Raw genomic sequence first — 26,472 nt, forward strand, 5'->3', positions numbered from 1 at the left:
TAGTTCTAGATACGTTCTTTAGCCTTCTGCTCCAATCCGGTAACTTTTGCAGGTATCACAGGTTAGGTAACCGGACCTCAGTTAGCTTCCAATTTGCAAATCCGCTTCGTTGAAAAACGAACCCTGCTTGCTTCTCCCCGACTGCCTGCGGTACCCCCTGATTTTTGGGGTACGCAATCAGCTTATCTACGCTTTTGCGCTCAAATGCCCACTCCGGCTTTTTTTGAGAAGATGCCTCGCTCGATGAGGAGGCTGGCATCTTTGGAGCCATCTTGCCTTCTTCCATCAGGCGCATCATGGTTTCTGGACGAACCATCGCATCAATAATTTGGTTGGCCATAGCCAAGCCAAGTGCCGCGCCCATGGCAGCAAAGCCTTTATCGGTATCAGTTGACTGCCCAACTTTTGAAGCAAGCATTGCTGAAAACTGTCCTTTAAAGCTCTCGCGCAAACTTGGGTAGTCCACGTGGTCATTAAATGCATCCGCATCCTTAGATTGCGCTGCAGCATGCATCTGTTTGACAGCAAGATACGGGGACCAGTACCAATATGCAGCCACGCTGACTACGACTGCCGTGCACCCCGCCGAAACAATTTTGACTAGTTTGGACATGATTCCCTTTTGTGACTTGTACTTGATTTGGCAATTCGCTTGTGCAGCGACTCGAGCCGCTTTTTGACACCAATCTTTGGGTCTATGGCGATAGCGGACTCATAGACTGAAATGGCTTCTATCGGTCGCCTCAGGGCCTCCAGCGACTCACCCTTCAAACGATATGCTTTAGCCTGCCATGACGACTCAGTATGTGGCACCATAGGCATTACGGCCTCAAGAACGGCCAGAGCCCTTTCCGCGCTCTCGGCATCAGCAGATGTCCTGAGCAGCTTTTCAACTGCAAACAGTCTTGATGCGTAGTCCCCCTTATCAAGGCATGCTGTCTGGTACTTCTTCGCACCGATGAACTCCCCAGATGGGGAATATGCGAATCTCCCAAGACCATCCACGTACACCCAGACTTGCTTAAGCGCATCACCGTCTACGTCAAAGCCGAACTTCTTGCTCCATGGCGTATCAGGCGTCTTTGAAAACAAAGTCGCTTTGCTCAGGATGTCGTGGACTTCCAGCAGATTTCCATCCGGTGACTTTGGCGCATTACAGGTTTGCACAGCCATGAAGCGACCACAAGGCGAGATGGATATGGAAAAGATGTTCGCAGAGTAATGGCGACGGTACAGCTCTGTGCCTTGCACATCAAAGACAACGGCATCGGCCGCCAGCTCATTGCCGAATCCGGGGTCGTTGACCGAGAAAGTGCCATTATTTGAAACCGCTATGTCAAATGGCCTGGCGATGCTGTTGACCTCGCACACCGCTGAACCCTGTGGCAACTCAACCAGCAACACGCGTCCGTTTCCACGTTCTCGATTGCCGCCGCGGCCTCCGCCGTCAGAGTCGTCGCAGGCGACCACCCATTGCTTACTTGGAGACAGATGGGCAGCGCCAAAAAATTCGTAATCGTCCGCTTCCAAATAGTCATCACGTACGCGGAACTTCGGCCTCTGGCTTGCTGCATTCCTTGCCGGTACGGCCTTTACTGTATTTGGCGCTTGGACGCCCCCGGTCAGCGCTGATACGAACTTGGAGAGGAAGCTCATACTGGCGCCTCAAATGAACCAACATCCAGTTGCCCAGTTACCGCCGCTGTAATCAAGGAAGCGCGGTACTCACGGAGGCGAGCTATATGCACTTCAACGTGTTCTTGCAGAGCGTCATACCTGTGCAGTTGCAAGTCCAATTTTTTTACAATGTTTCGTTGTGTATCCAGGGGTGGCAGCAATAGGACAAAGTTGCGAATTTGCTCAACATTTATGCGGCGAATCGTTGCACCTTGCAACGTTGCTTCCAATTGAGCTTTAAGCGGACTTGCCAGCATTTGAAGTCTCAAAAACGCTTGCTCTTGGTCCTCGGATGTAATTAAGCAAACGTCCTGTCCCATGGCGAATGGACAATCGACGTTCACTAACGCGACTGCGCCAACTGACGCGTTTCGTGCATATATCAAATCACCCTTCTTTGGTGAACGCCCCCCGTCAGTCAAGTTCACATAGTCTTCTTTACTTGCCATCTTCGCATTGGACAGGTCTAACCGATTGCCCGACACTTCGCGAATACTTGCAAGCGGTATTCCGTCGTCGATGAACTCAACGGTTAGGTGTTTGCAATCCGTAACTTGCCACTTCTGCTTCAGGGTGACGCGCATCCAGTTGACACCGTCCGTTAGGTGGGCCAGAGGAGTAAATGGGTATTGCTCAGTCGGTTCAGCACCACCGAGTACACCAGTATCGATAGCGCCTTGCTTGGCTTCATCGATTCGCTCTAGAAGTCGCTCCTTTTCTGCAATCAAGGCATCAATGCCCGCTGTCTTGTCATCAAGGAAGTTGGCAATGCTGAACTGCACATCCCGCGAGGGCAACCAAGCCACCTCATTCAAATAGCTTTCCGAGTCCAGGTTTTGAATTCCCGATGTTTGCTTGATATGGTTAATGTTCCGTGCTTCCGAATACAGAGACCGAAAGACGTAGCATGTATAGCGCGGGTCGCAATCAGGCGAAACTGGCATCCGCGCAACGAAATTAGAGCAAACAGCGTTTACATCAGAATCAAACAGGACCACATTTCCAACAGGCTGCAATTCCCCGCCACCTGACTTTTCAAGCAAGAGGTCGCCCTTTGAGAGGACACGGCGGTTTCTAGCGCTATGCGGAATTGCGCGTATCGTAGGGCTGTCACCTAGTTCGACTGAGGCCTTTTCACGGTTAAAGTCAGCTACGCGAACAACGGTCAAGTCGTCTATGCCATTGGGCTCGTCGCCCCAAACTCCGCCAAAGCAGCCAGTTACAGCATATTTCAAACGACGGACATCTGCTTGAAGGTTACTCACGCAACCACCCCCTTCATCAACTCAACGAAGCGTTTTTCCATCTCAAGAATTTCATCAGCAATCACGTTGGGTTTACGCGGTGGCGTGTAAACGTAAAAGTATCGATTGAAGTTGATTTCGTACCCGACCTTGCCGGGCTGCCCGTCCTTCTCGTCCTTGATATCTTTGTTGACCCAAGCATCCGGCACATGGGGCAGAACTTCCTGCTTCATATAGGCATCAAGGTCCCCTGTTAGGGGCACGCTCTCGGTGTCGCGCAAGTCCTTGTCATAGGGTCTCTCGCCCTTTTTGAATTTTCCAACCTTTCCATCTGCCAATGGACGGTCAACTGTGACTTTACGGTATCCAAAAAATTTGTTATCGAAAATTTTGGAAACAATTCGAGAAATCTCTGGTTCGAGAGTATCTCGATTCCCACGCTTCAGAAGTTCTTTGTACTCAAGACTAAAAGATACATCCTTAGCCTTACTCGAATAGACGCTCACAATTTCCGCAACCTGCTCATCTGAAATCATTACGCGCTTATTTCCGAGACTTTTCTTCATCTTGGTGTGCATGCGTGTTGCATCAATCAGCTGGACCTTACCTTTGCGGTCACCCTTTTTATTGTTATCTAGTATCCAGATATAGGTGGCAATCCCAGTGTTGTAGAACAGGTCATTTGGCAAAGCAATGATTGCCTCCAACATATCGTTTTCCAGAATCCAGCGACGAATTTCGGACTCGCCAGAACCTGCATCACCGGTAAACAGTGGTGAGCCGTTCAGGACTATGCCGATTCGGCCACCACCTTCGGCAGCCGGACGCATCTTGGAGATAAGGTGCATCAGGAACAGCAAAGAGCCATCGCTAATACGTGGCAGTCCAGGGCCGAAACGCCCCGCAAAACCTTTCTTTTCATGCTCAGACTTGACTTGGTCGAGTACTTTCTTCCAATCCACGCCGAAAGGGGGATTGGCCGCACCATAGTCAAACTTGTCTGATGGAAAGCCATCTGCTGACAAGGTGTTACCGCGCACGATGTTCTTGGGGTCTTGCCCCTTGATAAGCATGTCTGCCTTGCAGATGGCGTAGGACTCATCGTTCAACTCCTGTCCAAACAAACGAATCACTGCGGATGAGTTGATAGACTTGGCAACGGCCTCGCCCATGGACAAGATGCCCCCAGTTCCGGCCGTAGGGTCATACATGGACCGCACAACTCCGGGCTTTGACAGAGCTTCGTCGTCGCCTGCGAACAGGCATTGAACGATGAGCTGAATAACTTCCCGCGGTGTGAAGTGGTCACCAGCCGTCTCATTCGAGCTTTCAGCGAACTTCCGAATGAGCTCTTCAAATACCATGCCCATCATCTCGTTGGAGACTACATCCGGGTGCAGGTCAATATTTGAGAATTTCTGAACCAACTGAAACAGGAGGTTTTTGTCCTCCAACTCGGTGACTCGCTCTGTGAACTTAAAACGTTCGAACACGTCTCGCGCGTCCTCTGAAAACTCCCCCAGATAGGCCACAAGGTTCTGCCGAACATGCTTCTGGTCCGCGAGTAGGCCAGGCAACGTGAAGGTGCTGGTGTTGTAAAAGGCCTGTTTGCTCTTGCGCTTAAGGAATGGGTCAAGGTTGACGCCACTTTCCTTGCGTTTCGCATGTTCTGCCAGAACATCGTCCTTTGTGCTGTCCAAGACACAGTCAAGGCGTCGCAATAGTGCGAAAGGAAGGATGACTTTGCCGTAGTCGGCTGGCCGGTAATCGCCTCGGAGCAGGTCCGCTACGGACCAAAGGAAGTTAGCAATTTCTGAAAAATTCTGAGCCATAAAGTTTCTGAGTTACTTCTAATATGTGGTTCGGGTCTATTTGCAGTCTGCACTAAAAACAGGAGTTTCTAGAGCCAGAGCAGTACAGCCATAAAGCCTCTTGGCGTAATCGCAGGAATTAGTTCTCGCATTGGCTTCGCCTTCCCTGGTGACAGGTGTAGCAGATATTTTTATCTTCCAGACCTATACACCTCACCCCAGAAATCGGGTTTTTAATGCTGCTCATCTATTTTTAGCGATTATTCAAATGCGCGTGGACTTCATCGCGATTTTTTAAGAAAATTTGCTGAGCTTCTGCGGCCATCTCTTGAGGAGAGTTCAACCCAAGATGCTTAAGTAGATAGAAGAGAAGCGCTTTTCTGCAAACCAATCGGACTTCTCCATTCTCCATCCCGTAATCAAGTTCAATTACGCGTTGGTGAGGCTCGGGTAACTCAGGATGCGGGCCAAGTACGAGTTCGACCTGGGTCTGCCAAACCACATCACTATCCACACCAGGTCCAGCGCCCTCAGTTGGGGATATTTCCAGAATACGAGCAATTACAAAATCAAGAAATTGCCCACGCGTATGGCAATAAGCGCGGACGTGCCATCGAAACCCATCGTGGGCAAAGGCATGTGGCGTGAGTTTTCTAATGCTTGGCTCGGGGCGGGACATTGACTGGTACTTGACCTCTACACCAGATTTATCGCGAATGGCCCTCAAAAGCATTGCAAGAGTTTCCGCGCTCAAAGTCCGCCCCGGAGTCGGAACCAGCGCCATCGGCGGCTTCCAGCCAACCAAACTCGAGCCTTGCTCAATCACCCCACTTTCAGCAGCCAAAATTTCGTTTAGGAACCTTGAAGGACTGCTCGAACTGAACAGAGCGGTGAATTCTTGGGTCGGTAGGTAGACCCTTGCCCCTCTGTCATACGCCATATTTTTAGGTGCCAACTCCAGGTACTTAGCGATATCCAGCGAAGCCTGGGGCACTGAAATGCCAAAAAACGCAGTTAAGTCGCTTCGATTCAGGCGGCCATCCCACCTAAGGCGAAAGTCAATGAACTCGAGCCTTCTATCGCGCCCCCAGCGTGGGCTAGCTTTTGTCGTGACATCGTCAATTTCTGTAGTGCGTGGCATAGCAACATTATGCCAAAATACAAAAACTATACGCATCTAATTTTTATACGTATACTAACAATACGCTCAAGCAATCCACCTGAACTTGCGTGAACGCTGCCCACCTCCTGCAACCCTACCGCTACCCACCTGAACGGACTCAAAAAGTGCATGTCTTACTCAAATTTTTAGCGGCGGTTGCATTCTTCGATTGGATTTTTTCTAAGGACGAACCGCCTGTGCCAACCATACAAAACCACTTTGACTCCTTTCACTCAAGAATTAAGCTTGACGAAAATGATGAAAACGCAAAACTTCGGGAAAAGCGAGACATGCTTCTGAAGGAGTTGCGCGAAAACCTCCCCAGTGACGTGCCCTCGTTTTCTGAATTCCATCAAGGCAGCTACTCGATGAATACCGGTGTTGTTCCTCTGAATGGGAACTTTGATATCGATGTTGGGTTGATTTTTGACTGTAAAAAGGATAAGTACGTCGACCCCGTCAGCCTCAAGAAAAAGGTTAGAGATGCACTTACACGTCTCAACAGGACCGTAGATATTCGCAGGCCTTGTGTAACAGTGACCTATTTACGCAATGGTGTCCCTGATTACCACATAGACCTCGCCATTTACGTAAAAAGAAGCGACGACCATTTAGATATCGCGATGGGTAAAGAAAGTTCTACCCCTGATAAACGTGTCTGGGATATTTCCGCCCCCAAAGAACTGACGAAGCTTATTAACAATAAATTGAGCGGAGATGATGCAGCCCAATTTCGCCGTTGCGTGAGGTACCTCAAGCGCTGGAAATGCAATAAATTTTCAAATGGCGGGGCACCGTTAAGCATTGCAATAACTGTTGCTGCATACCATTGGTTTCAAGCATCCCAAGAATTGTCAGGAAAGTACTCTGACCTAAATGCATTGAAGTCATTGACAACATCAATGCTGAATAATTTCTGTACCTGCTTTCACGAGAATCAGTTCGCAGACAGGCTAACGGTCAAGCTTCCGGTCGTGCCTAACACTGACCTAATGAATCGCATGTCCAATTTGCAAATGGCAGCCTTTAAAGAGCGGCTGACATCTTTACGAGATGAACTCACAGCGGCAGCTGCAGACGTCCTTCCCGAAGATGCGTGCAAACGTATGAAAAAGCAGTTTGGCGATGACTTTCTGGTACCAACTACTGACGAAACCGCGAAGGCCGTCCGGGCACCCTACATAAGTACGGGCACATCGGCATGAGTTCGACGGTCTCGCCAACAGAAGTATCGATACCCGAGGTCATCGAAATAATGGAAGCAATACTCGCGGCTCGGGGATTGCAGGCGGTGACCGTGTCAAACGTTGAGGCGTCAAACGGATGGGTTGGTTTCGACTTAGCAGGAGTCACTACTAACTGGAAAATTGAAGTCGAGCATGTACCCAGCGTATTTGGCAGGCTACCCCAGGTCAGACTGATAAGTCCGGTCAAGCTACTTGCGCATGTGTCGCACGACCGACTTGTCTGCATAGATGATGGACAAGGTCTGTCCATTGCAGACGACCGCCCCGGCAGCGTTATTGCTAATGTGGCCTGCGATGCGTTCAAAGTTTTGGAAGCCGCCGAACTTGAAACCGCCAGTGGAATGGCGGGTCTCTTCGATGAGTTTGAAGGGTACTGGAATGGCTTGCCCCACGTACAGACAGCCCGGTCTGCAGTTGAAATTGAGGGCAAGTCCAGAGCTTTGTATGGACAAGTTGAGAACCTTGGCAAAGGCCAGCTAGCCTGTCGATACTTCACAGAACGCGGTGAACCCCAGCCAACGGAGTTTCGTACATCCAAACTTGCCAGTTGCTCTACGCTCTATTTGAAGCTAGATACAGTTGTTGCACCACCCTCGCCCGAATCAGCCCTCGACAAACACTTTATCCAACGGGTAGTCAAAACGCTGAGCTCGGAGGACCAACAACTCTGGTTCGACACCCTGGAGAAGAGATGGAAAGGTCCGAAACGGTTTTGCCCGGTCTTGATATCGATGCCCCGCCCTTCCGGTGGAAGCTCACTATTTGGCATCGCGTTCACCTTACATAACGGTGAAATTAGTGAAACTACCGCAATCAAACCAATTGCGATACATCGACATATCCCAAATTACATGCGTGAACGCGGCGGCGCCTCGCTAAGCCTCGCGAAGGCACATGTCGCTGTACTAGGGTGCGGCTCGATTGGGTCAGAGGTAGCGGATACGCTGGCCTCCTGCGGGGTTGGAACGCTTACGTTGGTCGATATCGACGAAATGACTGTTGAGAATGTATTTCGTCACGCGTTGGGGAAAAATGCCATAGGTGAGAAAAAGGTTACAGCGCTGAAAGCTGAGCTACTTAAAAAGTATCCAGGCTTGACAGTTGAAACCTCGACAGCGCCAGCACATCATTGGCTCGTCAAGGATTCAGCAAAGACCGTTGACGTGGCGGTGATTGCAATTGGCGCACCAGCCAGTGACCGTAAGTTGGCAAGTCAAATTCGTGACCTAGGTCTGAATTGTGGAGTAACAGTCACGTGGCTTGAAGCGTTTGGATTGGGCGGACACGCAATTTCGCTGCCGTCTATAGGACACGGTTGTATTGAATGCATATACCGGGATGATGAAGGGAACCCAGCTCTACATCCTTACGTCTCCTTCCTTGCTCCGGGACAGAAAGTGAGTAGGTCTATCTCTGGCTGTCTCGGAACGTTTATTCCGTATTCTGCCATGCACTCGCGACGTACCGCACTATTGGCAAGTGAAGCGGTCATCCGACAGTTGAATGGAAACACTGCGGCTAGCTATGACTTTTGGGTTGGTAATGACGAGCTGGCTTTAACAGCTTCCGCGGAGACCTCGGCATGGTTCAAGAGAGCTAGTTCGGTCAACTCAATTGCGGCATCTAAAAGTGTATTCGGCCACCAATGTCCTAAATGTGTGGGTTCGTCATGAACCTTCTCTTGGAATTTGGTTTCGGGAAACGAGTCATATTGACTCAAGCTACTGTCGCCAAGTTAAAAATCTATCAGCAGTTTTCCAATAAAACCCCTGAGGCTGGCGGAGCACTCTTAGGCCGCCATCTATGCGACTCGAAAGATATCGTAGTCGACGAAGTCACTGTTCCTCAGAAGCATGACCACCGCAGCCGGTTTAGTTTCTTTCGGTCATCGCGACACAGTGATGCTGCGATGGCTCGATGGCAGGAATCCTGCGGAAAAGTTGCCTATCTCGGCCTATGGCACACCCATCCGGAGAGTTTCCCAAGCCCCAGCGGGACCGACATGACCGATTGGAAAAACGCTATCGGCAAGGATTCTTTCGAGGGGGAACAACTTTTCTTCATCATCGTAGGTACCGAAGAAATCGGCGTCTGGATGGGCAATCGAAACCTTGAATTCAAAAAACTCACTACTCAATATGAAGCTTAAATCTGAACATAAAAGAACCACTATCCCGGCCGATGTACGCAACCGGCTATGGATAGCCGCAGCCGGCAGGTGCGAATTCAGCGGTTGCTGTAAATCGGTAGGCATTGACTTCCTTACAGGTCGGAAAGCCAATGTTGGTGAGTTGGCACACATCGTGTCCGATAGTCCCGTCGGACCACGTGGGGATGAAACTCGTTCGAAGGAACTTGCAAGAGACGAGGCGAACCTCATGCTTGCCTGTTTTGAATGCCATGCGCGCATCGACCGTGTCCGTGAAATTGAAGACTATCCTGAAGCACTATTGCTGCGGTGGAAGCGTGAGCATGAGGTACGCGTCAACGCCATTTACGGGGCCGAAATAAGCACATTGAGTCTTCCCGTGCTGATGGTCATGCCAGTTGCACAGCATGTTCCGAGCATCGACCCACGGCAAATTCATGCGGCTGTGTTGAAAAATTCAGATTACAAAGTTCACCCGCTCCAGGATGGTGTAATTTTGAACCGAGCTGACCTCGATGTCAGAGACGATGACCCTTCGTTTTGGGATGCTGCGGAAAAAGCACTCGTACGCTGGTATACCCGGGTCCTAGAACCGAAACTGGTTGGGAGTGAAGCTGCGACACACATCACCATCGCTGCATTTGCACCAATTCCGATGGCCATGAAGCTGGGGGCACTTATTGGGGACAAACGTCAAGCAATGGTGCTGGACTTACCTTCCAACAAATGGCTTTGGAGGACAGACTATTCGTCAAATAGTCCCTCTGACGACTGGTTCGGTTTTGAAGTGCCGGCGGTACTTCCCTCGCGAGTTTTTGTGACAGTTGACATTAGCGGTATGGCAAGCAACATCGATATCCTCTCGGGCCTCGCGCCGATACTTCGATTTTCAGCGCTAGCCCCGAAAAGAGAACTGGTTGGGAGCCAGAAACAACTGGAGGGATTCCGACGTAGGTTCAACGACTTTTTAACAAGCCTCCACCGGGCTGGGGTTCGAGAGATTGATTTGCTCCCGGTAACCTCTTTGTCGACCAGCGTAGAACTTGGCCGGCTCATTCTTCCCAAAATTTTTAATCGCGTAACCGTATGGGAGTATCAGAAGGAAGTGTGGAGTAAAACACTGAATCTGGTTTCGACTTAACGATTTCGATTGATAGCCCAGCCTTTTGTACGGAGCTACTAGAACGGATTCCTCGTTAATTAGGAATCTTGTGCGCCACCAGTGAAGATAAGCTGCAGAAGACTTGGGCAGTGACATTAACGAAGAGAAGAGAGGAAGATATCTACCCACTTGAGGAACGGTTACATAGACTCGCGACCTTCTACGAGTTTGTGCCGTCCATCGACTTCCGCATCAGCACAATGGCTGTCACAAGTGCCAGGTTCCCAATCGTGACGCCGGCCGCATCTTTGGTTGTCTAAGGTAAAAAACTGCGATTTGTCGACGACGGCTACTTCGAGAACTCCGGCGCAGCGACTCTGGCTGAGGCAGTAGATGTCGCAATGCTAACGGCAGAGCAGTATGGGATTCCTATCCGACCGGTGGTCCTTCGAATTGGAAACTCTCCGAGCATGCTTGCCGCAACAGAGAAGCGTCCCGCATCGGTGGAGGCACAAGAGCCTGAGGCGAGTGGTCTGGGGGAATTACTTTCCCCGGCACGGACTATGGTTAATACGCGCACAGCTAGGGGGGCTCTCGCAGCAGAGGCGCTGAAGAGCGTCGTGACAACGATGCAGGACAACCATGTTCTATCCGACTACATCGAATTTCAAATTGGCATCGACTCCGTGCCGATTCCGTTAGGCTGGCAACTTGCGTCGACAACTAGGCGAGCGCTGAGAACTCAATTGAATCGGCCAGATGATTGCAGCAGCCGTCTAGGCATTGTGAATGGCTGCAGCCTCTTGGATGTTGTCGAGGTCATTCAAAGATATGTGAGACCGTGAGCAGACAAAAGGCGTGGCAACTCAATCGAAAGTTAACGGCTACCTATCAATCTGGCTCCAACTGAATATAAAAATAATCTAAACAACGGGACATATACCTGTTTCACTAATCAAAATTATGAAACAGAAATTATCCCAATTATCTTCAGAAAGGATGATGTCTATTCCCTTCAGCGAACACCCACTCGACAGGAAACGCGATTTCGGCAGAACCGTTTTTGAGGGCGTTCCAAACTCGGTAAGTACGCAGCCCGGCAAGGATGCATTTTTTAACCAAGTGTGCCAGTACTTTGTTACGAACGACATCAGGGAGCAGACATTTGTAGCGGCATCCGCTTACAAACCTCCGGGGCATACGTGGCCCAGTCAACCTACTTTTTCCGACCAGACCGTCCCCTGCTTTGGGTCGGCCGCGCCGAAACCAAACAGCGCGTACTTGGCTTGAGACACATGGAGTCCCTTTGCCCATCCCAACCTCTGCCGACCGTATTGCCTAAGTCGCAGCCGGCCAGCCGTATGCCGGAACACATCCTCTCCTTCGTAGAGGTCTTACCGAGGGTCACGATTGACGAGCCTGCCTCCAGCGAAAAGCGCCTGACTCGACAAGATGTTCTGGTGTCAAAACGAAGGCTTAATGAGCGCGTAGCAGATGCGTTCAAGGAAGTCCGGGGCATGAAGCAAACTCCTGAAAAGCAGGAGATATACAACGAAATACGCACTTGCACGCTCGAAGCGAACGAACTCGAACAGCTACTTGACGCGGAATATGTTCCCCAGCATAGTCCGTCGCAGTTCATAAGCCCTCGGGCGTTCTTCCAGTCCCCTCTGTTCAGGGCTACCAATCGTTCAGTCGAGCGAGAGCGAAATGTGGAATTCGCCCTGGCTTTGAGTCAGGGTAAGCCGCTCATTCGCTACAGTGGCCCGGAACTACGTCAATCGGATGCACTGGTGTTTCTGACGATACTGCACATGCTTCGCGACGTTCAGGTGGGCACCCAAGTCATCCTGCAACCCGACGAGGTTTGCAAAGCGCTCTTTGGGCGCTACGATGGCAACAGCCGCAAGCAGCTTCGCACGCACATTCAAAGGCTACAAAAGGCGCTAGTGATTACAGACAAGTACAGCGTTCAGCTATGCCTGGGTTTTGAGTATCCGAAGTCGGGAGGCTGGACTGTAGCTCTGCATCGACACATCGTAGAATTGTTCAGAGTGTCGCCTCAGGTTTGGCTATCGATGGAACTGAGATTGAGCCTTTCGGAAGGCCTAGCGACATGGCTGTATGCATACATCGAAAGTCAGACCCGGCTCATCCCTACAAAAATTCCCAGGTTACGAGAACTCTGCGGTTCGGACTCAGGCGAGCGCGCGTTCACCAACTCCTTACGCATTGCAATGAAGGAGCTCGTAAGCAACGAGATAATTGAATCAGGATGGTCGCTAAGACGCGGCGAGGTTCGCTGGATGAAAAAATCAGCGCATTAATCTTGACTTAGACCGGCGGAAGGCTACAACCATCCGTATGGTGCCGACCATTGCATTTGCATTTGCAATGCAAGCTGGCCCTCTGACGCAACTATGAGCCGTACACCGTGACCAGTTTCATACCGTTTGCGACTGCCCCATGTGAATCGCACTATTAAAGGTGCCTGCGCATTCCTGGGTCAGACTTGGTTCCGCAAGGCCCAAAACCGTTTTTAGCTGCACCGGAAGGTTTTGCACCTTTTGCCGACAACCGACCTGTTTTGAGGTGTTGGCTACATCAAGCAGGTCAAATCGCGAAATGACTACTGAAAAACGAAACTGTAGCACTGAGTGCTATACCATGAGGCAACGAGGCATCAAAAACGAGTTTTTAAGACAAAAACCCTTGACCGATGGGCAAAGAAATTGCTGAGTGTTAAGGTGCTTTGCATGGCTGCGCGGGAGATTGAGCAAGGCCTTTACGAAGCAGACCTTGGAGGCGGGGTCTGTAAGAAGCGAATCGCAATTGAGGGTATGGGGAAAAGCGGTGGAACTCGAACTCTCGTGGCAAAACAACATGCCACGGCGATTTTCTTTTTGCTCGGCCGAGAAAAGAACTCACCTGGCGCCGACTTTCTCGATGCCGCCGTGGAATCAGTAAAGATTCTCGGAGCAAGATTGCAAAGTCAACGAATGACGAAAATCGATGAAATGACAGTATCTGGCAGTTTAAAGGAGATTTGGAATGCCAAAAAGAAACCGTGAAGACGCACGCATGCTCCAGGAACTCCTGGACACGGCTGCGGACCTGAGCACCTACGGAGTAATGTCTAAGACGGACATGGCTCGGATTCGTGCGCTTTGCGAAGTACCACCAACCTATACCGCAGACCGCATTGTAAAAATCCGCACGACTATCGTTAAAGCAAGCCAAGCGGTTTTCGCAACAATGCTTAACGTGAGCGTGTCAACAGTGCAGAAATGGGAGTCTCCCACCGCTAACAAGCACCCTAGCGGCACCTCCGCGAAGCTACTGCAAATGGTCGAGGCAAAAGGGGTCGAAGCACTCTTGGTTTGACACCGGCATATAGCTGTTTGATTCTGACGCCGCATTCGATTGGATGCGGCGTTTTTTGGATACGGGTCAACAAGCCATTCGTGCTTCAAAACAAAGCCAACGGGTTAGCAAAACTGGTATTCGTTGTGCACCGCGATGAATATGTCGAGCGTGTCTTGTAGCTTGGTCGTGGACTTTGCATAGTCCAGGTTTTGCGAGCCATTACAGCCACGCTGGCCCTGATTTTTGCGCACGCGTGGTTGAGGCTGAACATCGGGTCGAAGTTTCCCGTTGACTTCGCACGCTTATGGGCGTCCAGGATTACGTGCGGAATGGCTGAGCGAACCAGTTTCGGGTATCCGAGCAACATTTCGGGTCATGACTCACTGCTTAAATCTAGGCCCAAAACTTCCATTACTAAATGGCGTGTCCAGAAAAACTTGTTGATTTATAAAAGTATTTTCTAAAATTTCGCTACGATGTTTGCACAACCTTCCGGTGCAGCTACGGACTGTTGCCCTCATAAGCGCAAGCGCCCGTCCCTTGTTCAACTACATTGCCTGACTGCGCGAACAGCAATCCCATGTCGATTGCAATGCAATCCATGTCACTTGCGATGCAAACCGACCATCTGACGCGGTTTTGAAGTGAAACCGTCTTCCGCCACGGCCAATTTCATGTCGTTTTCGAGGCAGCCGATGTTTATTGCAATGCAGCGACCCTCCGCAAACCCACGCCAGGCTTGGCTTTGCGGCACTCCGTCTCTTTACTCTTATTCGCGCAAGCGCACTGCACTCGTTCGATTTCAGTCATGGACTGGTTAAACGTGCAAAAACGCCATTTCCGATGCCTTCTTCTAATAAAAACTACATCGCAAACGACATCTCATGTCTTGAGAAAGAAATTCAAACCTTAAACGGAGACTCGAGCAGACGGCGATGCCGTCTTTTCAGACATGCATGACTTGGAATTCATGGAGGGGCGAGATTTCGCCCCGCAAACCTACCTAAACCTTGAATAAATTAATTTTCTTGGAAAACTTCCACGGTCTAGCGCAACCGAAACCATGAAAAAAAGAGAAGTCGAAATCCATCAAGGAGACATGGGTCGTCCAAAGAACCAAGGTTTCATGGACCATTCTGGAGTGGCTACTTTAAGGTCGACCAGCCGACGGCAGTGCCTAACGGCTACAAGTTACTTGGTCGAGAACGGGGTGTGCCGGGAGAAGAGCCAGACGCCACCTACAAGGTCCGCGGGCCGGAGCCAATCCCCGCCGAGCTCTTAGCTTGGAAGTGTCCGTTAATAGGCGACTCAGAGAGCAAGGCCGAGGTCGATGTCGGCCTCGTTGGTGTCAGCCAGCTCAGGCGCGCCTACTCCGTGAGTTGCACCGAAGACAAGGCTGCGTTGCAGGCAGCAGTTCCTGCGGGCTACTCTGCAACGGAAAAGGGCTGCTCAAACCAAATGGAGCGAACGAAAGCCCATTCGCCAAAGGTCGAACTGAAGGTTGAGCAGTGGTCCATGCCCAAAGGTGGGATGGTCATCGAGGTTTCGATGGAGGGCAGCGACTCGGGCGTCGACCTGATGCGTTTTCGCACCCTCGTAGCCAAACCACTGATGGACGAAAAAGCGGTTCCGCTTGAGGGAAGCAAGAGCGAACTAGGCAGCGAGTGCTAGTCGACTCGGTAAATGGGGGTTCGGCCTGAATTCAACCCGAGGTTGTTACGGCCCATAAGAATTTGACCACTTCGGGCTGGTTCTGCTTAAGACGGATTGAGCAGCTGTCGCCTGTTAAGCGCCTTTCCGGACGCGCGTTGCCGCCGCACTCGGCTGGTCAATCCCAAGCTGGCATACGTGGTCATATCGACGTCGGCGCCAACAGTCACAGCGCCAAAACTGAGTCAACCTGCAGAAGCTACCTCAAGCGGCTGCCAACTGTAAATGTGAAAATTATTCTGATTTTCAATAATTATTCAAATTCACTATAAAAATTCATATGCGCCTTCGGGTGCATCGGCGGTGCAATCGGTATCCATGAATGGAAGCTCAACAGCCCGCCATTTCAACCTGCCCGCCATCATTAATGCATCAGTACCCAACTTCGTTGAAAGGTCGTTGGAACCATTCCACGATTGCGATTTGACGACTGGCATGACGTTTGAGGTCAGCGAACAAACGTAGGGGACCTGAGTCGCGGCCTAAAGCCACGGACCCGTTAAAGAGTCGCCTCATGGGACAAACTGATTTCAGGGTTGGCCGCAATGTGTCACTGCCGCTCGCGGAAAAACCCTAGTACCTCATGCCACGAGTCCTTGAGTACTCCCTCTGGACTACACCTGGCTCGACTTTGATACCCCTGGTTGCACTACCGCCACTGAAACATCAGTCACACCAATTGCGTTCATGCATTGGAGGAAGAACGTCATGGAGAACTTGCCTCTCGAAATCTTGTTCGCAATGGCGCCCTCAGTCTCCGTGACACCGAGTTCCTTAAGCTTTACTACGAGCACCTTGTAGCTTATGCCGCGCCTCGCCAGCTCACCCTTAAGCAGGAGTTTAGATTCTCTGTCCCAATTAGTCATTTGTCAAAAATACCACATATATAACGATGAAAATATTTAACTGTCGTATATGACATAAATTGCTACAATGTCGTATTAGACATATTTCCATCTATTGGAACATATTCATACCAATACTGATGCTAAATTGAAATACACGGATTTAACGCTGAAACAGGTTTCTAGACGTTGGAGTTACTGCTCAAGCCGTCAGGCATGAGTAGCTTGATATTCAAAGTAAGGAACCGCAGATGGCAAGACCGATTAAGTGGACAGAAAAAAAGATTCAGAGCCTTGAAACCGCTGGAAACGGGCATGGAGCGGGAAAAGATTACATCCCTTGGCTCAGCGTCACCGATGTAAGCAGCCTGGGCCGCTCGCGACGGGTTTTCAGCCACAAGACAGGCCGCACCCACGAGTTGCTGTCTGACGTCGAATACCGACTCTTTTTGGTCCTGGAATGGATGCCCAGCGTAGTCGATATTCGAGAGCAGTACCCGCTAGACAGAGCAACGACCCAGACGATTGCTCAGCAGTTAGGCCTGAGGCATCCCCACTACCCGGGCACACACGTTGCAACCGTGATGACCGTGGATTTCTTAGTCACACAGATGATTACCGGGAATAAGTCCCTCATGGCGCTAAATGCCAAACGTGATGAAGAGGCGTCCGACCAAGAGTCCCTCTTGAAACTTGAGATTCAAAGGACCTACTTTGAGCTCACCGGTGTGCCACACCACGCAATCTTTCATTCGCAAATTCCTCGCCAAAAATCCGACAACATTGATTGGATACGCTCTGCGCTACTGAAGCCTGGTGAAACTGAGCCCCGCCTGGGGTTCTTCAGTGGACTCACCGCCCGGATGGCAGCGGACTTGAGTGGCCCGTCGCTCAACCAGACAACGGTACTTTCAGATTACTGCAAGGCATTTGACGAACGCCACGGCCTAGAACAAGGAATTGGCTTGCGTATTGCCCAAATGCTCATGCATGAACGCGTCCTGAAGGTTGACCTGTCTTCCTCCAACTTGGCAGCAGAGCCACTTTCGGCCTTCGTCATGACCGCACAACGCGGCCAGCTACGCGCTGTAGGAGGTGCATGATGCTTTTTCAGAACGAAATATTCAACCACCAAGGCCGCAAACTCAGGCTCCTTTATGCCAGCGCTAAGACAGGTTGCGCCTATGTAATTGACATACATGACAAATTTGCGTGGCCATTTGAACTGCCTATAGCGGTAGTGACACAGCACCGTGCCATCGAAATTGAGGGCGAAGTTCGGCTGGAACCAAGCAAAGCCGCCGCCCTCAGACGGGATGCGGCTATGGCTCGTATTGCACCCATAGTAGCTGACCACAATAGGCCCCAGGTATTCGATTCAAAGGGTCGTTCAGCCCTCATCGATGAGCGTGCTGCTCAGCTGGGCTGCTCGGAGCGCACATTGCACAAGGACCTGCGTCGCTACTGGCAAGGTGGACAGACCCCCCAAGCGCTTCTTGCCAACTACCACCGCTCAGGGCGTTCGGAAGCCCACGTAACAGCCGGCCGCGGACGCGCGCCAAGTGGAAATTGCAATACCTTCCAGCTCTCAGACAGTGATATCAAAAATTTCCGCGATGTAATTAAGAAGAAATACCTCAAAGACAAACGTACAACCGTCATCGATGCCTACAACCATATGCTGGCCACAAAGTACAACTACATGGACGGTAACGGGGTAACTTGTCTCAACGGCATTGGCGATTACCCTTCAAAGCGTCAGTTCCGACACTTCCTGGATACCAACTACAACCTTGAATCTCGGCTGCGAAGCCGAGAAGGCGATAAGGATTTCGAGCGCGACCACCGTGCAAAAGTTGGCACCATCGCAATGGACTGCTTAGGTGTCGGGCATATCTACGAAATCGATGCAAGCATTTGTGATGTCTATTTGGTTTCAACCGCGGACGTGACCAAGATAGTCGGAAAGCCCACCTACTATCTCATTATTGACAGGTGGTCACGCCTCATTGTGGGCTTCTATATAGGCCTAGAGAATGCCAGTTGGATTTGTGCCATGGAATCGATATTGAGCATTGCAGCTGACAAAAATGAATTGTGCTCTCTCTATGGCGTTCCTTACAACCCGGAGGACTGGCCTGCGCATGGTGTCATGCCAAAGGAATTTCTAGCGGACAGAGGCGAGATGATTTCCAAGTCCAGCTCCCAAATTTCTGATGACCTGGGGCTAACCGTTACAAACGTACCTGGACAACGACCTGATTGGAAGCCCTTGGTGGAATGTGGATTCAAACTGACGCACGGTGCCATTCATGACATTACTCCCGCGTATGACCCGCCGTCGAACGCAACAAAGAGACGCGGCAAGCACTATGAGAAGGATGCCTGCCTGACTTTGAAGGATTTTGGCTTCATCATCGTGAGCGCCATCATCGCCCACAACCGGAAGGCCATCCGAGCCTACCCACATACGTTAAAGCAAATTTCGGCAGGAATTACTACCGACCCAATATCACTCTGGAACGAAGATGTCATCTTACGCATGGGTGCCTTGGCCAAGTACAAAGAATCCACTGTCCGATATGCGCTACTTCCCCGCGAGAACGCAAAGGTAACTGCTGAAGGAATTTTGTTTCGCGACTGCTACTACACCTGCCCCGAGGCCGTAGCCGAAGGATGGTTTGTAAAGGCACGCAAGTCGCACTACTCAATAAAGGTGTCTTTCGATACCCGCAGCGCAAACTGCATTTATGTTCACACTTCAGTCTCCAACGGACAACCCATTCGTGCTGATTTGTCAGGTAGAAGCATCAGGTACAAGGGATTATCCCTGGCAGAAGTCGCGTTTTACGAAAAACTGAAGAAAGCAGTCATGCCTGAGGTTGAGCATTCGCACAACTCGTCAGCATTTGACCTGATTACAAAGACAAAGCCCATCGTAGACGCTGCAAAGAAGCGACTTAACAGCGTCAAGTCCAAGAAATCTCGGAATGCCAGGAAAGCCGACATTAAACCCGACCGCCAAGCCGAACTGAGTGAAGAGCGCAATGAGCGGGCAGAGGCTACTGCAATGGCGGAACGCCCTCAGACTGCAAGTTCTGCGCAGGTGGTTCCCATTTCGGCAGCGAAGTCCTCCAACTCCCCCACGTCTTCAAAGTCTGTTGCTGAAGGTGTCGAAGACAAATCAAACCAGAAACCAAATCAAGTAACAACCCCTCCCGCAAACAGCGCGACATCCGCAACGAACTCGAAGAAGCCACCAACGCTGGAAGAATTAGCAATAGAAGCACGAAAGAGAATGTTCCATGGATAACTTGCACCAACTCAGCCCTGGATGCGTAAAGGCAACCTACACGGCACAGCGTCTGCCGCAGTACAAGGGGAACCCACTAATTGAAGCACTTCCACCGAGCATGAGCGACGCAAGTCTTGCAGAGGCCCTAGAACTGTCCCCAGAATTTGACCCTGAACAGCGCGAATGGGAAACCTTTGAGCGCTTTCAAATGCTCACAAGCCTATCCACCTTCTGCGTCCCGCTCTCCCGGCACATAGAGCTTGCTCGCGCCCTGGATTCTTTAATGCGCTCGGGCTATGTCGGTCGCGCCCCTCGTACAGCGGGCCATGCCCAGATTTACCAACGTCTTTACGACAACCAGAAAAAGGGTATCACTTTCAGCCAGTCGGCCACGTCCATCGTGACACAGAAGTCAACTTCACTCATTGGCATTTCCGGAATGGGGAAAACCACCACCGTTGACCGATTTACCGCACACATTCCCAAAGTCATCTATCACGGTGAAAACGACCTGAACCTGTATCAAATCCCGTACCTGCACGTGGAGATGCCCAGCGACGGTTCTAGTATCCGGGGCTTGGCCATCGCAATACTGCACCAACTCGACTCGCTCATTCCTGGTGCCAACTACTACGAAGAGTACGCGGTACGTGGTAAGCCAGGTGCTGACGTAATGATGCGCAACGTAGCACGAGTCCTAAACACACACTTGGTAGGTTTGTTGATTTGCGATGAAGTGCAGAACCTCTCAAACTCACATAAGGGCGCTCAAACCGTAATGACGGAGCTTGTATCGGCCACAAATGAGCTGAAGTGCCCCATTCTGTTCATCGGCACAAACAAAGCAACTCAGATTCTGGGGCTAGACTTTCGGACGGCTCGTCGTGCGACGGGCTACGGAATCGCCACATGGGACCGACTGCGCGAAGTTGAGGCCGACGGCGAGTCCAGTGAATGGACAAGATTTCTAATTGAACTCTGGAAGTTTCAGTGGGTCCGAAAGCCAGTGCCCTTCAATGCACATTTTGCCCAGGTGATGTACTACTACTCCCAGGGCGTCATCGACATCGCCATCAAACTGTTTGCGTCTGCACAGGCACGTGCAATGCTTGACCAGTCAGAGACCCTGACGGCAGAACTGCTGGTAGACGTATACAACCGGGAGCTGAAGCTTATGCACCCAATGATTGATGCACTCCGGGATGACGACATTGCCAAGCTTTCTCTCTATGACGATATTGCGCCAATAGGATTGAAGGAAATTCTTAAGGGGATGGACATGAAGCTCAAGAGCAAAGCGTCTCCACTGTACTCCGTTAAATCGACGGACGGAAACTATATCGACCGCATTACCAAAGGACTCACGTCCATGGGCTTTGGCGAGAAGGAATCCCTTCAAGCGGCGGCGAACACGTTGGAAGAAGGCAAACTGCTGTCTGTTCTTGAAGGCGCAAAAATGGCAATGAATGCATTAACTACGCCCAAAAAGACCAGCAAAAAGAAGGATACGCCCGAAGCGTTCGAAGTAGTTAACTTTGACAACCGTCCCAAAGACTACCGTCGTGCGATACAGGCTGCACACCTGAAGAAGTCGGACGTATTAACTGAAATGAAAGAACTCGGACTTGCACCTCAACTAGAGGAACTCTTTGACTTTTGATACGCTTGCCCAGCCCTTATCCAGACGAGATTATGGGCAGCGTCATCGCCCGCGGTTGCATGCATTCAGGGCTTCCGCCAAAGCGCATGCTGGAAAACATATTTCAAAGTCCCCGGAGCTATTACTCGTTCCTGATGCCGTCGAGCTTTCATAGGCTCGGCTTACTAACAGGAAAGTCTCCTGAACAGATTTTGGATGAGCATACCGTATTTCCCTATTCGGTAGCGTTCATGCCAAAGGAGGAACGAGAACGTCTGCGTAAGAAAGCGCTGGAACTGAATGTTCAAACGGATTGTCTTAGCTCGCTGACCAAGTCGGTCACCTACGGGGTCCCTTTTCGCAGAGTGTGTCCACAGTGCATCCCGGAGGACCTCAAAACTTACGGTGAAACCTATTGGCACCGCTCGCACTTGCTTCCCGCCGTCCATATTTGTGCCAAACACGGTATTCGATTGCATGAGACGGACATGCCTCTCAAGCGCAACCTGAGTAGGAACTTTATCCACTTCCCCACTCCCTTTGGACATAAGTCGATTTCCGATATCGCGCCCAGCTTCATTTTGCAGGCGGTCACCGAGGTATCCATAGCGGCCTTGAAGGCCGTTAGGCCTTTAGAAATGGATTGGCATTACGTCTACCGCACCAAATCGTTGGAGAAGGGATATTGCATTGAAGGAGGTGCCGTGGCAAGCAGGGTGTTAACAGCAGATGTTTCGAGGTTCTATGGGGACAAATTCCTGAGAGATTGTGGCGCTCAATTAAAGGAAAGTGCAGTGAGCCCGTGGCCATCGTTGATGTCACGAGAAAGCTCAAGCATTGCTTTCGCCCCCGTGAAGCACGTTCTGATGCAAATCTTCCTGAATGCCGAAACCAGCCAGACCCTGAACGTGACCGGGGGCTACTCGCGGCCTGGTCCAAGGTCGTGCGACTGTGTTGCGCTGGACACCAAAGCAGCAAAACAGCTCCACCGTGAGCTGCAGAAGGCGGCACGAAACGGCGTTCGTCTGACAGTTCAGGCGCTGTTGCGAACGATTGGCATCTCGGAGAAGTTTCGGCATCACCGAGAAAAGTTTCCGAAAACCAACGCCCTCATTCAAGCTTTTAAGGCATCAGACCAGTCCGAACGCCAACTTGGCAGACGAAAACGCCTGTACAAGAAGCCTACCTGACCAGGCTAAACATGCGGTTCTACACAACTCCAGTAACTGGAGTTGTAAATGGAATGGGCATTCGGAATAGCGGTAAAAAATGGGCAGCTGGTAGTCGAAGGTACGAGTCGTGACGGTGACTTGGAGATTGGTAACCTTCTGGAGTTAGGCACGTGTGGAGTGCCTAACTGTTCGCAGTTGGTTAAGCACAAGGGTACGCTTGATTTCAGCGCGCTCTTAGCAGTAAACGCGGACGAATACTTGGAAGCTTTGGGTCTACATGCGCCACAAAAATTACCAAATCGACACCAGGTGTTCGAATGTAGATTTGATGGCGTAAAAGTGGTTGTTCCCGCACTTGTGCTTATGAGGGCACTTTTTAGGCCGACCAAGTTTTTGTTGCCCGTAATGTTCCGTCCACAGGCCCTGGACCGCATTCGGTTCCTGGACTACACCCATACACCCACCGAGGTGGTTGTCGACTCCAGTTGGTACGGGAAGTACCGGTCAGGAGATGAAGTGAACCAATGCATTTCATGGATGACACTTTTCCCTTCCGCAATCCGACTTGCATCTTCAGTCCACGAATTCGCCATGCGTGGGGAAATTGGCTTGAGCCCGCCCGTCGGCAGCGCGAGAGCAACGATGCACGGTCTCAAAATTGGCGAAGTTCTTTTTGTAACGGAGATGCGGGTCCTCACCGTCCATGCCGATGAAAACCCCATTTTGGGGGCGACAGGACGCTCTCAGGATTTTGTCCTGAGAAATGTGAGTTATGACGGACCCCTAAAAAGTAGTTTGGCAGAAATCAGCAAAGTTCCCATTGGAAAAAACGGTGAGCTGGACGTATCCGACCTGGAGTGGACTGCGATAGCTCCGACCCTCCTTAAAGGACAAAAAAGAGCCCGTGAAAGCCTTAACCAACGTCACCTCTTTGACGCAATTTTGCAGAAAATTAACTTCGGCACAAGCTGGCAAAGATTGGCTCCGAAATCGGGAACGGGTAACAACGTACGGTTCGCGGAACGGAGCTGGAGTTCTCGAGAAACACTTATGCCTTCGCTGGAAATTCTGATGACAATGCGCACTTAATATGAAAAAGCGCGCGACAGCCAAAACCTATAGTTTTCCATTCAAGATACGAAAAAATAGCAAAAATCTCGCACATTGGTTTAATTAAACTTCGAATCCACACAAATTCAAAATTAACTCGTAAGCTAATTTATTTTATAAGACATAAAATATAAATTCAGCAACATTTAAAATACTAAAAAATCTTACTCACTGACCAATGATTTTGTCAGTACTTTTCCGTAGCCAAAACCAACCGCACCTCACCAAATAACCAGCCGCGCCATTGATTCCATATAGGACCACTTTCTAATGTGTAGGATACTATCGCAGTCTTACTATCCGGCGAAATTTGTATTGCAGGGCCTTCAGTCAATTTATTGGCGCTGTTGATAGAGAAGCTTGCGTCTATTATTTTTGCTCCAGAAGGGGCGTCGATTTTTTGTTGAAAGTGCCGTACGGTCGTACCGGTCAAGTGAGTATCTTGGGTGGCGTTTAAAGGAATTACTAGAACTTGCTGATTAGTAAGGGGAGTCTTAAGGCCTTGAGAGGCTCCCGATACAGATGCATATACAGATGGCGGAATCGAATTTACAGATATTGGTTTAACCGTTGCGATGCCACCTCTATCGACTTCGCTTACAAGACCAACTAGCATACCTTGCTCAGTCGTAATTGGCGACCCAACGAATAGACGGCTGCCATTAATTGCCTGTAGTTTATTTGGCGCCACTGGAAAGAGACTTATGCCACTAGAGCTTGATGTATCTCGTGACCTCTCGGTAAAATCTACTCCAAAATATGTGGAACCCGGTAGCAACGTCACATTTTGGTCCCCTAGCCGCAAGCTGCTGGCAGCCTTAGATGAGCTGGGTGCTCTGAGAACGGCAATATCTGCCTGCCTATCAACAAACAGCACCTCATACTGGCGTGAATACTTTGATGGCTCCCTGTCGACTGCATAAACTCTAACTAGGCTAGCGCCAGGTGAAAAAGGCGCCGCAGTCGTTAAAATCAATCCATCAGCGTTTAGTTGAACCCCCGCAGCGTTGGAAATCCGAGTCTCTCCGTTAGAGCCCAAGTTTTCTACTCGAAATTGAACTGCCGCATCGTCCAGCAGCTCACCAGCGGATGCCAGCGCCTGCAAGCATAACAAGGCGGCAACAAAAAGCGTTCGACAGTGGAATGATTTTATTTTCATTTCTTTACCAGGTCCATTACAACAGACCCTTCTAGCCAACCCGTCTTACCTGAAGATTTTGGGCCACAATCCAGGCTATAAGCAACACTCACGTTCCGTTCAGTGATGGTGACAATTGGGCCTTCCGAAAGGCCTTCTTGTCTATCCACAGAGAAAGCCGCTGAAACTATTTCACATCCTGAAGGCACTAGATAGGCCTTTACATACGGACGTCGAATTATTGCTTCCTCAGTTACGTTCGGAGCGCGAAATTTATGAGTAAACGTTTTCTGAAAAGAGTCAAGTGAAGTGTCGGGGGTAACTAAAGTTAAGTCGTCAGCATATATTGCTTCTGCAATGACTGCGTACTCACGTGCCATATTTATTGGAAGCGCATAGCTACCACCGGCTGGTCGCTCATCCCCTCCAATTAGTATTGCAACGACGTGTCCATTTCTATTAACCAAAGGAGCACCACTTAGTCCCTTAGTTGTTTTCTCGAATAAATTCCATAATGGACTAACACCGCCTTTTGAAGTGACTTTAAGTTCGACAGTTGTTCTGGGCTTGTCGTCATACATGAAACCAGAAGCAAAGACAGAATCACCAACATTGATATTTGAACTTCGACCAAATGATAATCTTTCCCTGGGGTCGCTGAAATTTCGAAATTGCAATAAAGCCAAATCTAGTTTGTCATTCACCACATGTGCGCGAAGTGGTTCCAATTCGTGCTGACGTTGCCCTATACTCCCTAAAATTTCTGGTATTGGTTGCGTCAGAATGACTGCGTTGTTAGCATCCAATATTGGAGCACTTAGCGGGTGAGCGGCAGTCAATACCCATCCATCCTTTCCAATGAGAAATCCTGTGCAGTCAACATTGTAAACTGCTCCATTTTTTGCGTCAGTTTTTTTTATTCTAAGATAAACAACGACGGGTGCCAACTTGGCACTTAAAGGTTCTTCTGATGGAGTATCAGCATAGGCTAAATTAATGCTTCGTACAGTCAAAATCATTCCGGAAAAACTTGCCAGCAATTGCCTTCTATCAAATTCAAAATTTGAAATCATGAAATGGGCCTCTGACCATAAAATTCGTGAAGAGCGTCAATATCCAGTTTACTAAGCTGGCCTAAATTATCGTATTTTGGATTACATCCACTCATTACCGAATGAATGTCATATGGGGTAAGTGAACGGTCACCAGTAGGCCCTGCAGCAAGTAAAACGCATGAGTCTGGGGTATCTTTCTGCCATTCTTCGTGTGTGAATCCAAGTGCATGTCCGAATTCATGCACAGCAATAGTTCGAATGCATTCATTTCTGGATTGAGACTCGCACGGCATTGGAAATGCCTTGAACTCGAAATTTAATATAATTCCATTAGGCTGCTTGTCAAGTGTAGAACCAAGACCGATTGTTCTAGGGCCAGAATCCTCGATTCCAATATGAATACCTCTGTTTTCAGAGTGGCACTCCTCCCAACCTGAAAGAATTAGCAGGGAGTTTTTTTGCCATGTTTCTTTTACAGATTTTTCTACAATTTTTTTCTCATTTTCGTATAAGTGGGAATTTTTTTCCCAACATACAAATATATTTAAGGAATCCCATCGGGCTTCCGCCATTACCCTAGCGTATGGTCTTATATGTGGATTTTGCGAGAGTAACAGAACAGACTCCAATGCTGACTGGAAGCTACTTTCCTGAGCATTCGTGCCTACCGGTAATAACATAGAAAATACTAAATAGGCCAACGCTTCAAAAAATCTCTTGCTAGGATGTTTCATATTGCGCCCCTCTTCG

Annotated in this window: 22 protein-coding genes; 13 read left to right on the forward strand and 9 right to left on the reverse strand. The window is 50.0% G+C overall.

Annotation, left to right across the window (positions count from 1 at the left end):
- Positions 1-55 precede the first annotated feature (55 nt).
- The 5 genes from AC4BBN_RS00130 to AC4BBN_RS00150 form a co-directional block, all read right to left on the reverse strand.
- Positions 56-613, reverse strand: coding sequence for a DUF2939 domain-containing protein (locus AC4BBN_RS00130; protein ID WP_490589923.1), 558 nt, complete (start codon positions 611-613; stop codon positions 56-58).
- Entirely contained in the window at positions 601-1,656 is a 1,056-nt protein-coding gene (locus tag AC4BBN_RS00135; protein ID WP_490589924.1) for a hypothetical protein, read from the reverse strand. Before AC4BBN_RS00135 ends, AC4BBN_RS00130 begins: the two co-directional genes overlap by 13 nt.
- Positions 1,653-2,942: a restriction endonuclease subunit S gene (locus tag AC4BBN_RS00140; protein WP_490589925.1), complete on the reverse strand. Its 1,290-nt coding sequence runs from the start codon at positions 2,940-2,942 to the stop codon at positions 1,653-1,655. The genes AC4BBN_RS00135 and AC4BBN_RS00140 overlap by 4 nt, the downstream gene beginning before the upstream one ends.
- Positions 2,939-4,753, reverse strand: a complete 1,815-nt coding sequence (locus AC4BBN_RS00145) for a type I restriction-modification system subunit M (RefSeq protein WP_490589926.1) — start codon at positions 4,751-4,753, stop codon at positions 2,939-2,941. Before AC4BBN_RS00145 ends, AC4BBN_RS00140 begins: the two co-directional genes overlap by 4 nt.
- Before the next feature lie 232 nt (positions 4,754-4,985).
- Positions 4,986-5,873 carry a BrxR family transcriptional regulator gene (locus AC4BBN_RS00150; protein WP_490589927.1) on the reverse strand — a complete coding sequence of 296 codons (888 nt, stop codon included), beginning with the start codon at positions 5,871-5,873 and terminating at the stop codon, positions 4,986-4,988.
- Between the two features lie 146 nt (positions 5,874-6,019).
- Here AC4BBN_RS00150 and AC4BBN_RS00155 point away from each other — a divergent pair, with 146 nt between their 5' ends.
- The 8 genes from AC4BBN_RS00155 (at position 6,020) to AC4BBN_RS00190 (ending at position 15,429) form a co-directional block, all read left to right on the forward strand.
- The gene (locus AC4BBN_RS00155) at positions 6,020-7,099 is read left to right on the forward strand and encodes a nucleotidyltransferase domain-containing protein (RefSeq protein WP_490589928.1); all 1,080 of its coding nucleotides are present in this window, start codon (positions 6,020-6,022) and stop codon (positions 7,097-7,099) included.
- Between the two features lie 92 nt (positions 7,100-7,191).
- Positions 7,192-8,814 carry a ThiF family adenylyltransferase gene (locus tag AC4BBN_RS00160; protein WP_490589929.1) on the forward strand — a complete coding sequence of 541 codons (1,623 nt, stop codon included), beginning with the start codon at positions 7,192-7,194 and terminating at the stop codon, positions 8,812-8,814.
- Complete coding sequence (locus AC4BBN_RS00165) at positions 8,811-9,290, forward strand: Mov34/MPN/PAD-1 family protein (RefSeq protein ID WP_490589930.1); 480 nt, start codon at positions 8,811-8,813, stop codon at positions 9,288-9,290. Before AC4BBN_RS00160 ends, AC4BBN_RS00165 begins: the two co-directional genes overlap by 4 nt.
- Positions 9,280-10,431: an SAVED domain-containing protein gene (locus tag AC4BBN_RS00170; protein WP_490589931.1), complete on the forward strand. Its 1,152-nt coding sequence runs from the start codon at positions 9,280-9,282 to the stop codon at positions 10,429-10,431. The genes AC4BBN_RS00165 and AC4BBN_RS00170 overlap by 11 nt, the downstream gene beginning before the upstream one ends.
- Positions 10,432-11,753: 1,322 nt before the next feature.
- The gene (gene trfA / locus AC4BBN_RS00175) at positions 11,754-12,719 is read left to right on the forward strand and encodes a plasmid replication initiator TrfA (protein ID WP_490589932.1); all 966 of its coding nucleotides are present in this window, start codon (positions 11,754-11,756) and stop codon (positions 12,717-12,719) included.
- Between the two features lie 330 nt (positions 12,720-13,049).
- Positions 13,050-13,463 carry a type II toxin-antitoxin system RelE/ParE family toxin gene (locus tag AC4BBN_RS00180; protein WP_490589933.1) on the forward strand — a complete coding sequence of 138 codons (414 nt, stop codon included), beginning with the start codon at positions 13,050-13,052 and terminating at the stop codon, positions 13,461-13,463.
- On the forward strand, positions 13,444-13,776 hold the full coding sequence (locus tag AC4BBN_RS00185) for a helix-turn-helix domain-containing protein (protein WP_490589934.1): 333 nt from the start codon (positions 13,444-13,446) through the stop codon (positions 13,774-13,776). The genes AC4BBN_RS00180 and AC4BBN_RS00185 overlap by 20 nt, the downstream gene beginning before the upstream one ends.
- Positions 13,777-15,132: 1,356 nt before the next feature.
- Positions 15,133-15,429 carry a hypothetical protein gene (locus AC4BBN_RS00190; RefSeq protein ID WP_490589935.1) on the forward strand — a complete coding sequence of 99 codons (297 nt, stop codon included), beginning with the start codon at positions 15,133-15,135 and terminating at the stop codon, positions 15,427-15,429.
- 653 nt (positions 15,430-16,082) lie between these two features.
- On the opposite strand, the gene AC4BBN_RS00195 is transcribed toward AC4BBN_RS00190, so the two are convergent.
- A complete protein-coding gene (locus AC4BBN_RS00195) occupies positions 16,083-16,334 on the reverse strand; it encodes a DUF6471 domain-containing protein (protein WP_490589936.1) in 252 nt (83 codons plus the stop codon).
- Positions 16,335-16,564: 230 nt separating this feature from the next.
- On the opposite strand from AC4BBN_RS00195, the gene AC4BBN_RS00200 reads away from it, so the two are divergent.
- The 5 genes from AC4BBN_RS00200 to AC4BBN_RS00220 are packed head-to-tail and all read left to right on the forward strand — an operon-like array spanning position 16,565 to position 23,508.
- Positions 16,565-17,416 (forward strand): TnsA endonuclease N-terminal domain-containing protein, encoded by an 852-nt coding sequence (locus AC4BBN_RS00200; protein WP_490589937.1) that lies wholly within the window; start codon positions 16,565-16,567, stop codon positions 17,414-17,416.
- Complete coding sequence (locus AC4BBN_RS00205; RefSeq protein WP_490589938.1) at positions 17,416-19,626, forward strand: TnsB C-terminal domain-containing protein; 2,211 nt, start codon at positions 17,416-17,418, stop codon at positions 19,624-19,626. Before AC4BBN_RS00200 ends, AC4BBN_RS00205 begins: the two co-directional genes overlap by 1 nt.
- A complete protein-coding gene (locus AC4BBN_RS00210; protein WP_490589939.1) occupies positions 19,619-21,268 on the forward strand; it encodes an AAA family ATPase in 1,650 nt (549 codons plus the stop codon). Before AC4BBN_RS00205 ends, AC4BBN_RS00210 begins: the two co-directional genes overlap by 8 nt.
- Before the next feature lie 5 nt (positions 21,269-21,273).
- Positions 21,274-22,437, forward strand: coding sequence for a TniQ family protein (locus AC4BBN_RS00215; RefSeq protein ID WP_490589940.1), 1,164 nt, complete (start codon positions 21,274-21,276; stop codon positions 22,435-22,437).
- A gap of 48 nt (positions 22,438-22,485) precedes the next feature.
- Positions 22,486-23,508, forward strand: coding sequence for a transposase (locus tag AC4BBN_RS00220; protein ID WP_490589941.1), 1,023 nt, complete (start codon positions 22,486-22,488; stop codon positions 23,506-23,508).
- 208 nt (positions 23,509-23,716) lie between these two features.
- On the opposite strand, the gene AC4BBN_RS00225 is transcribed toward AC4BBN_RS00220, so the two are convergent.
- Genes AC4BBN_RS00225 through AC4BBN_RS00235 form a run of 3 tightly spaced genes read right to left on the reverse strand, consistent with a single transcriptional unit; the run spans position 23,717 to position 26,456 of the window.
- Positions 23,717-24,688: a S1 family serine peptidase gene (locus AC4BBN_RS00225; protein ID WP_490589942.1), complete on the reverse strand. Its 972-nt coding sequence runs from the start codon at positions 24,686-24,688 to the stop codon at positions 23,717-23,719.
- Positions 24,685-25,740 (reverse strand): S1 family peptidase, encoded by a 1,056-nt coding sequence (locus AC4BBN_RS00230; RefSeq protein ID WP_490589943.1) that lies wholly within the window; start codon positions 25,738-25,740, stop codon positions 24,685-24,687. The genes AC4BBN_RS00225 and AC4BBN_RS00230 overlap by 4 nt, the downstream gene beginning before the upstream one ends.
- Entirely contained in the window at positions 25,737-26,456 is a 720-nt protein-coding gene (locus AC4BBN_RS00235) for a zinc metalloprotease (RefSeq protein WP_490589944.1), read from the reverse strand. The genes AC4BBN_RS00230 and AC4BBN_RS00235 overlap by 4 nt, the downstream gene beginning before the upstream one ends.
- Positions 26,457-26,472 lie beyond the last annotated feature (16 nt).

This window comes from Rhodoferax sp. SPJ21, assembly GCF_058216335.1.

Bases quoted from the DNA above. Each gene is read 5' to 3' on its own strand.
- AC4BBN_RS00135 (WP_490589924.1), bottom strand. From the start codon at position 1,656: ATGAGCTTCCTCTCCAAGTTCGTATCAGCGCTGACCGGGGGCGTCCAA.
- AC4BBN_RS00145 (WP_490589926.1), bottom strand. From the start codon at position 4,753: ATGGCTCAGAATTTTTCAGAAATTGCTAACTTCCTTTGGTCCGTAGCG.
- AC4BBN_RS00235 (WP_490589944.1), bottom strand. From the start codon at position 26,456: ATGAAACATCCTAGCAAGAGATTTTTTGAAGCGTTGGCCTATTTAGTA.
- AC4BBN_RS00185 (WP_490589934.1), top strand. From the start codon at position 13,444: ATGCCAAAAAGAAACCGTGAAGACGCACGCATGCTCCAGGAACTCCTG.
- AC4BBN_RS00150 (WP_490589927.1), bottom strand. From the start codon at position 5,873: ATGCCACGCACTACAGAAATTGACGATGTCACGACAAAAGCTAGCCCA.
- AC4BBN_RS00130 (WP_490589923.1), bottom strand. From the start codon at position 613: ATGTCCAAACTAGTCAAAATTGTTTCGGCGGGGTGCACGGCAGTCGTA.
- AC4BBN_RS00205 (WP_490589938.1), top strand. From the start codon at position 17,416: ATGCTTTTTCAGAACGAAATATTCAACCACCAAGGCCGCAAACTCAGG.
- AC4BBN_RS00195 (WP_490589936.1), bottom strand. From the start codon at position 16,334: ATGACTAATTGGGACAGAGAATCTAAACTCCTGCTTAAGGGTGAGCTG.
- AC4BBN_RS00170 (WP_490589931.1), top strand. From the start codon at position 9,280: ATGAAGCTTAAATCTGAACATAAAAGAACCACTATCCCGGCCGATGTA.
- AC4BBN_RS00220 (WP_490589941.1), top strand. From the start codon at position 22,486: ATGGAATGGGCATTCGGAATAGCGGTAAAAAATGGGCAGCTGGTAGTC.
- AC4BBN_RS00230 (WP_490589943.1), bottom strand. From the start codon at position 25,740: ATGATTTCAAATTTTGAATTTGATAGAAGGCAATTGCTGGCAAGTTTT.
- AC4BBN_RS00210 (WP_490589939.1), top strand. From the start codon at position 19,619: ATGGATAACTTGCACCAACTCAGCCCTGGATGCGTAAAGGCAACCTAC.
- AC4BBN_RS00200 (WP_490589937.1), top strand. From the start codon at position 16,565: ATGGCAAGACCGATTAAGTGGACAGAAAAAAAGATTCAGAGCCTTGAA.
- AC4BBN_RS00165 (WP_490589930.1), top strand. From the start codon at position 8,811: ATGAACCTTCTCTTGGAATTTGGTTTCGGGAAACGAGTCATATTGACT.
- AC4BBN_RS00225 (WP_490589942.1), bottom strand. From the start codon at position 24,688: ATGAAAATAAAATCATTCCACTGTCGAACGCTTTTTGTTGCCGCCTTG.
- trfA (WP_490589932.1), top strand. From the start codon at position 11,754: ATGCCGGAACACATCCTCTCCTTCGTAGAGGTCTTACCGAGGGTCACG.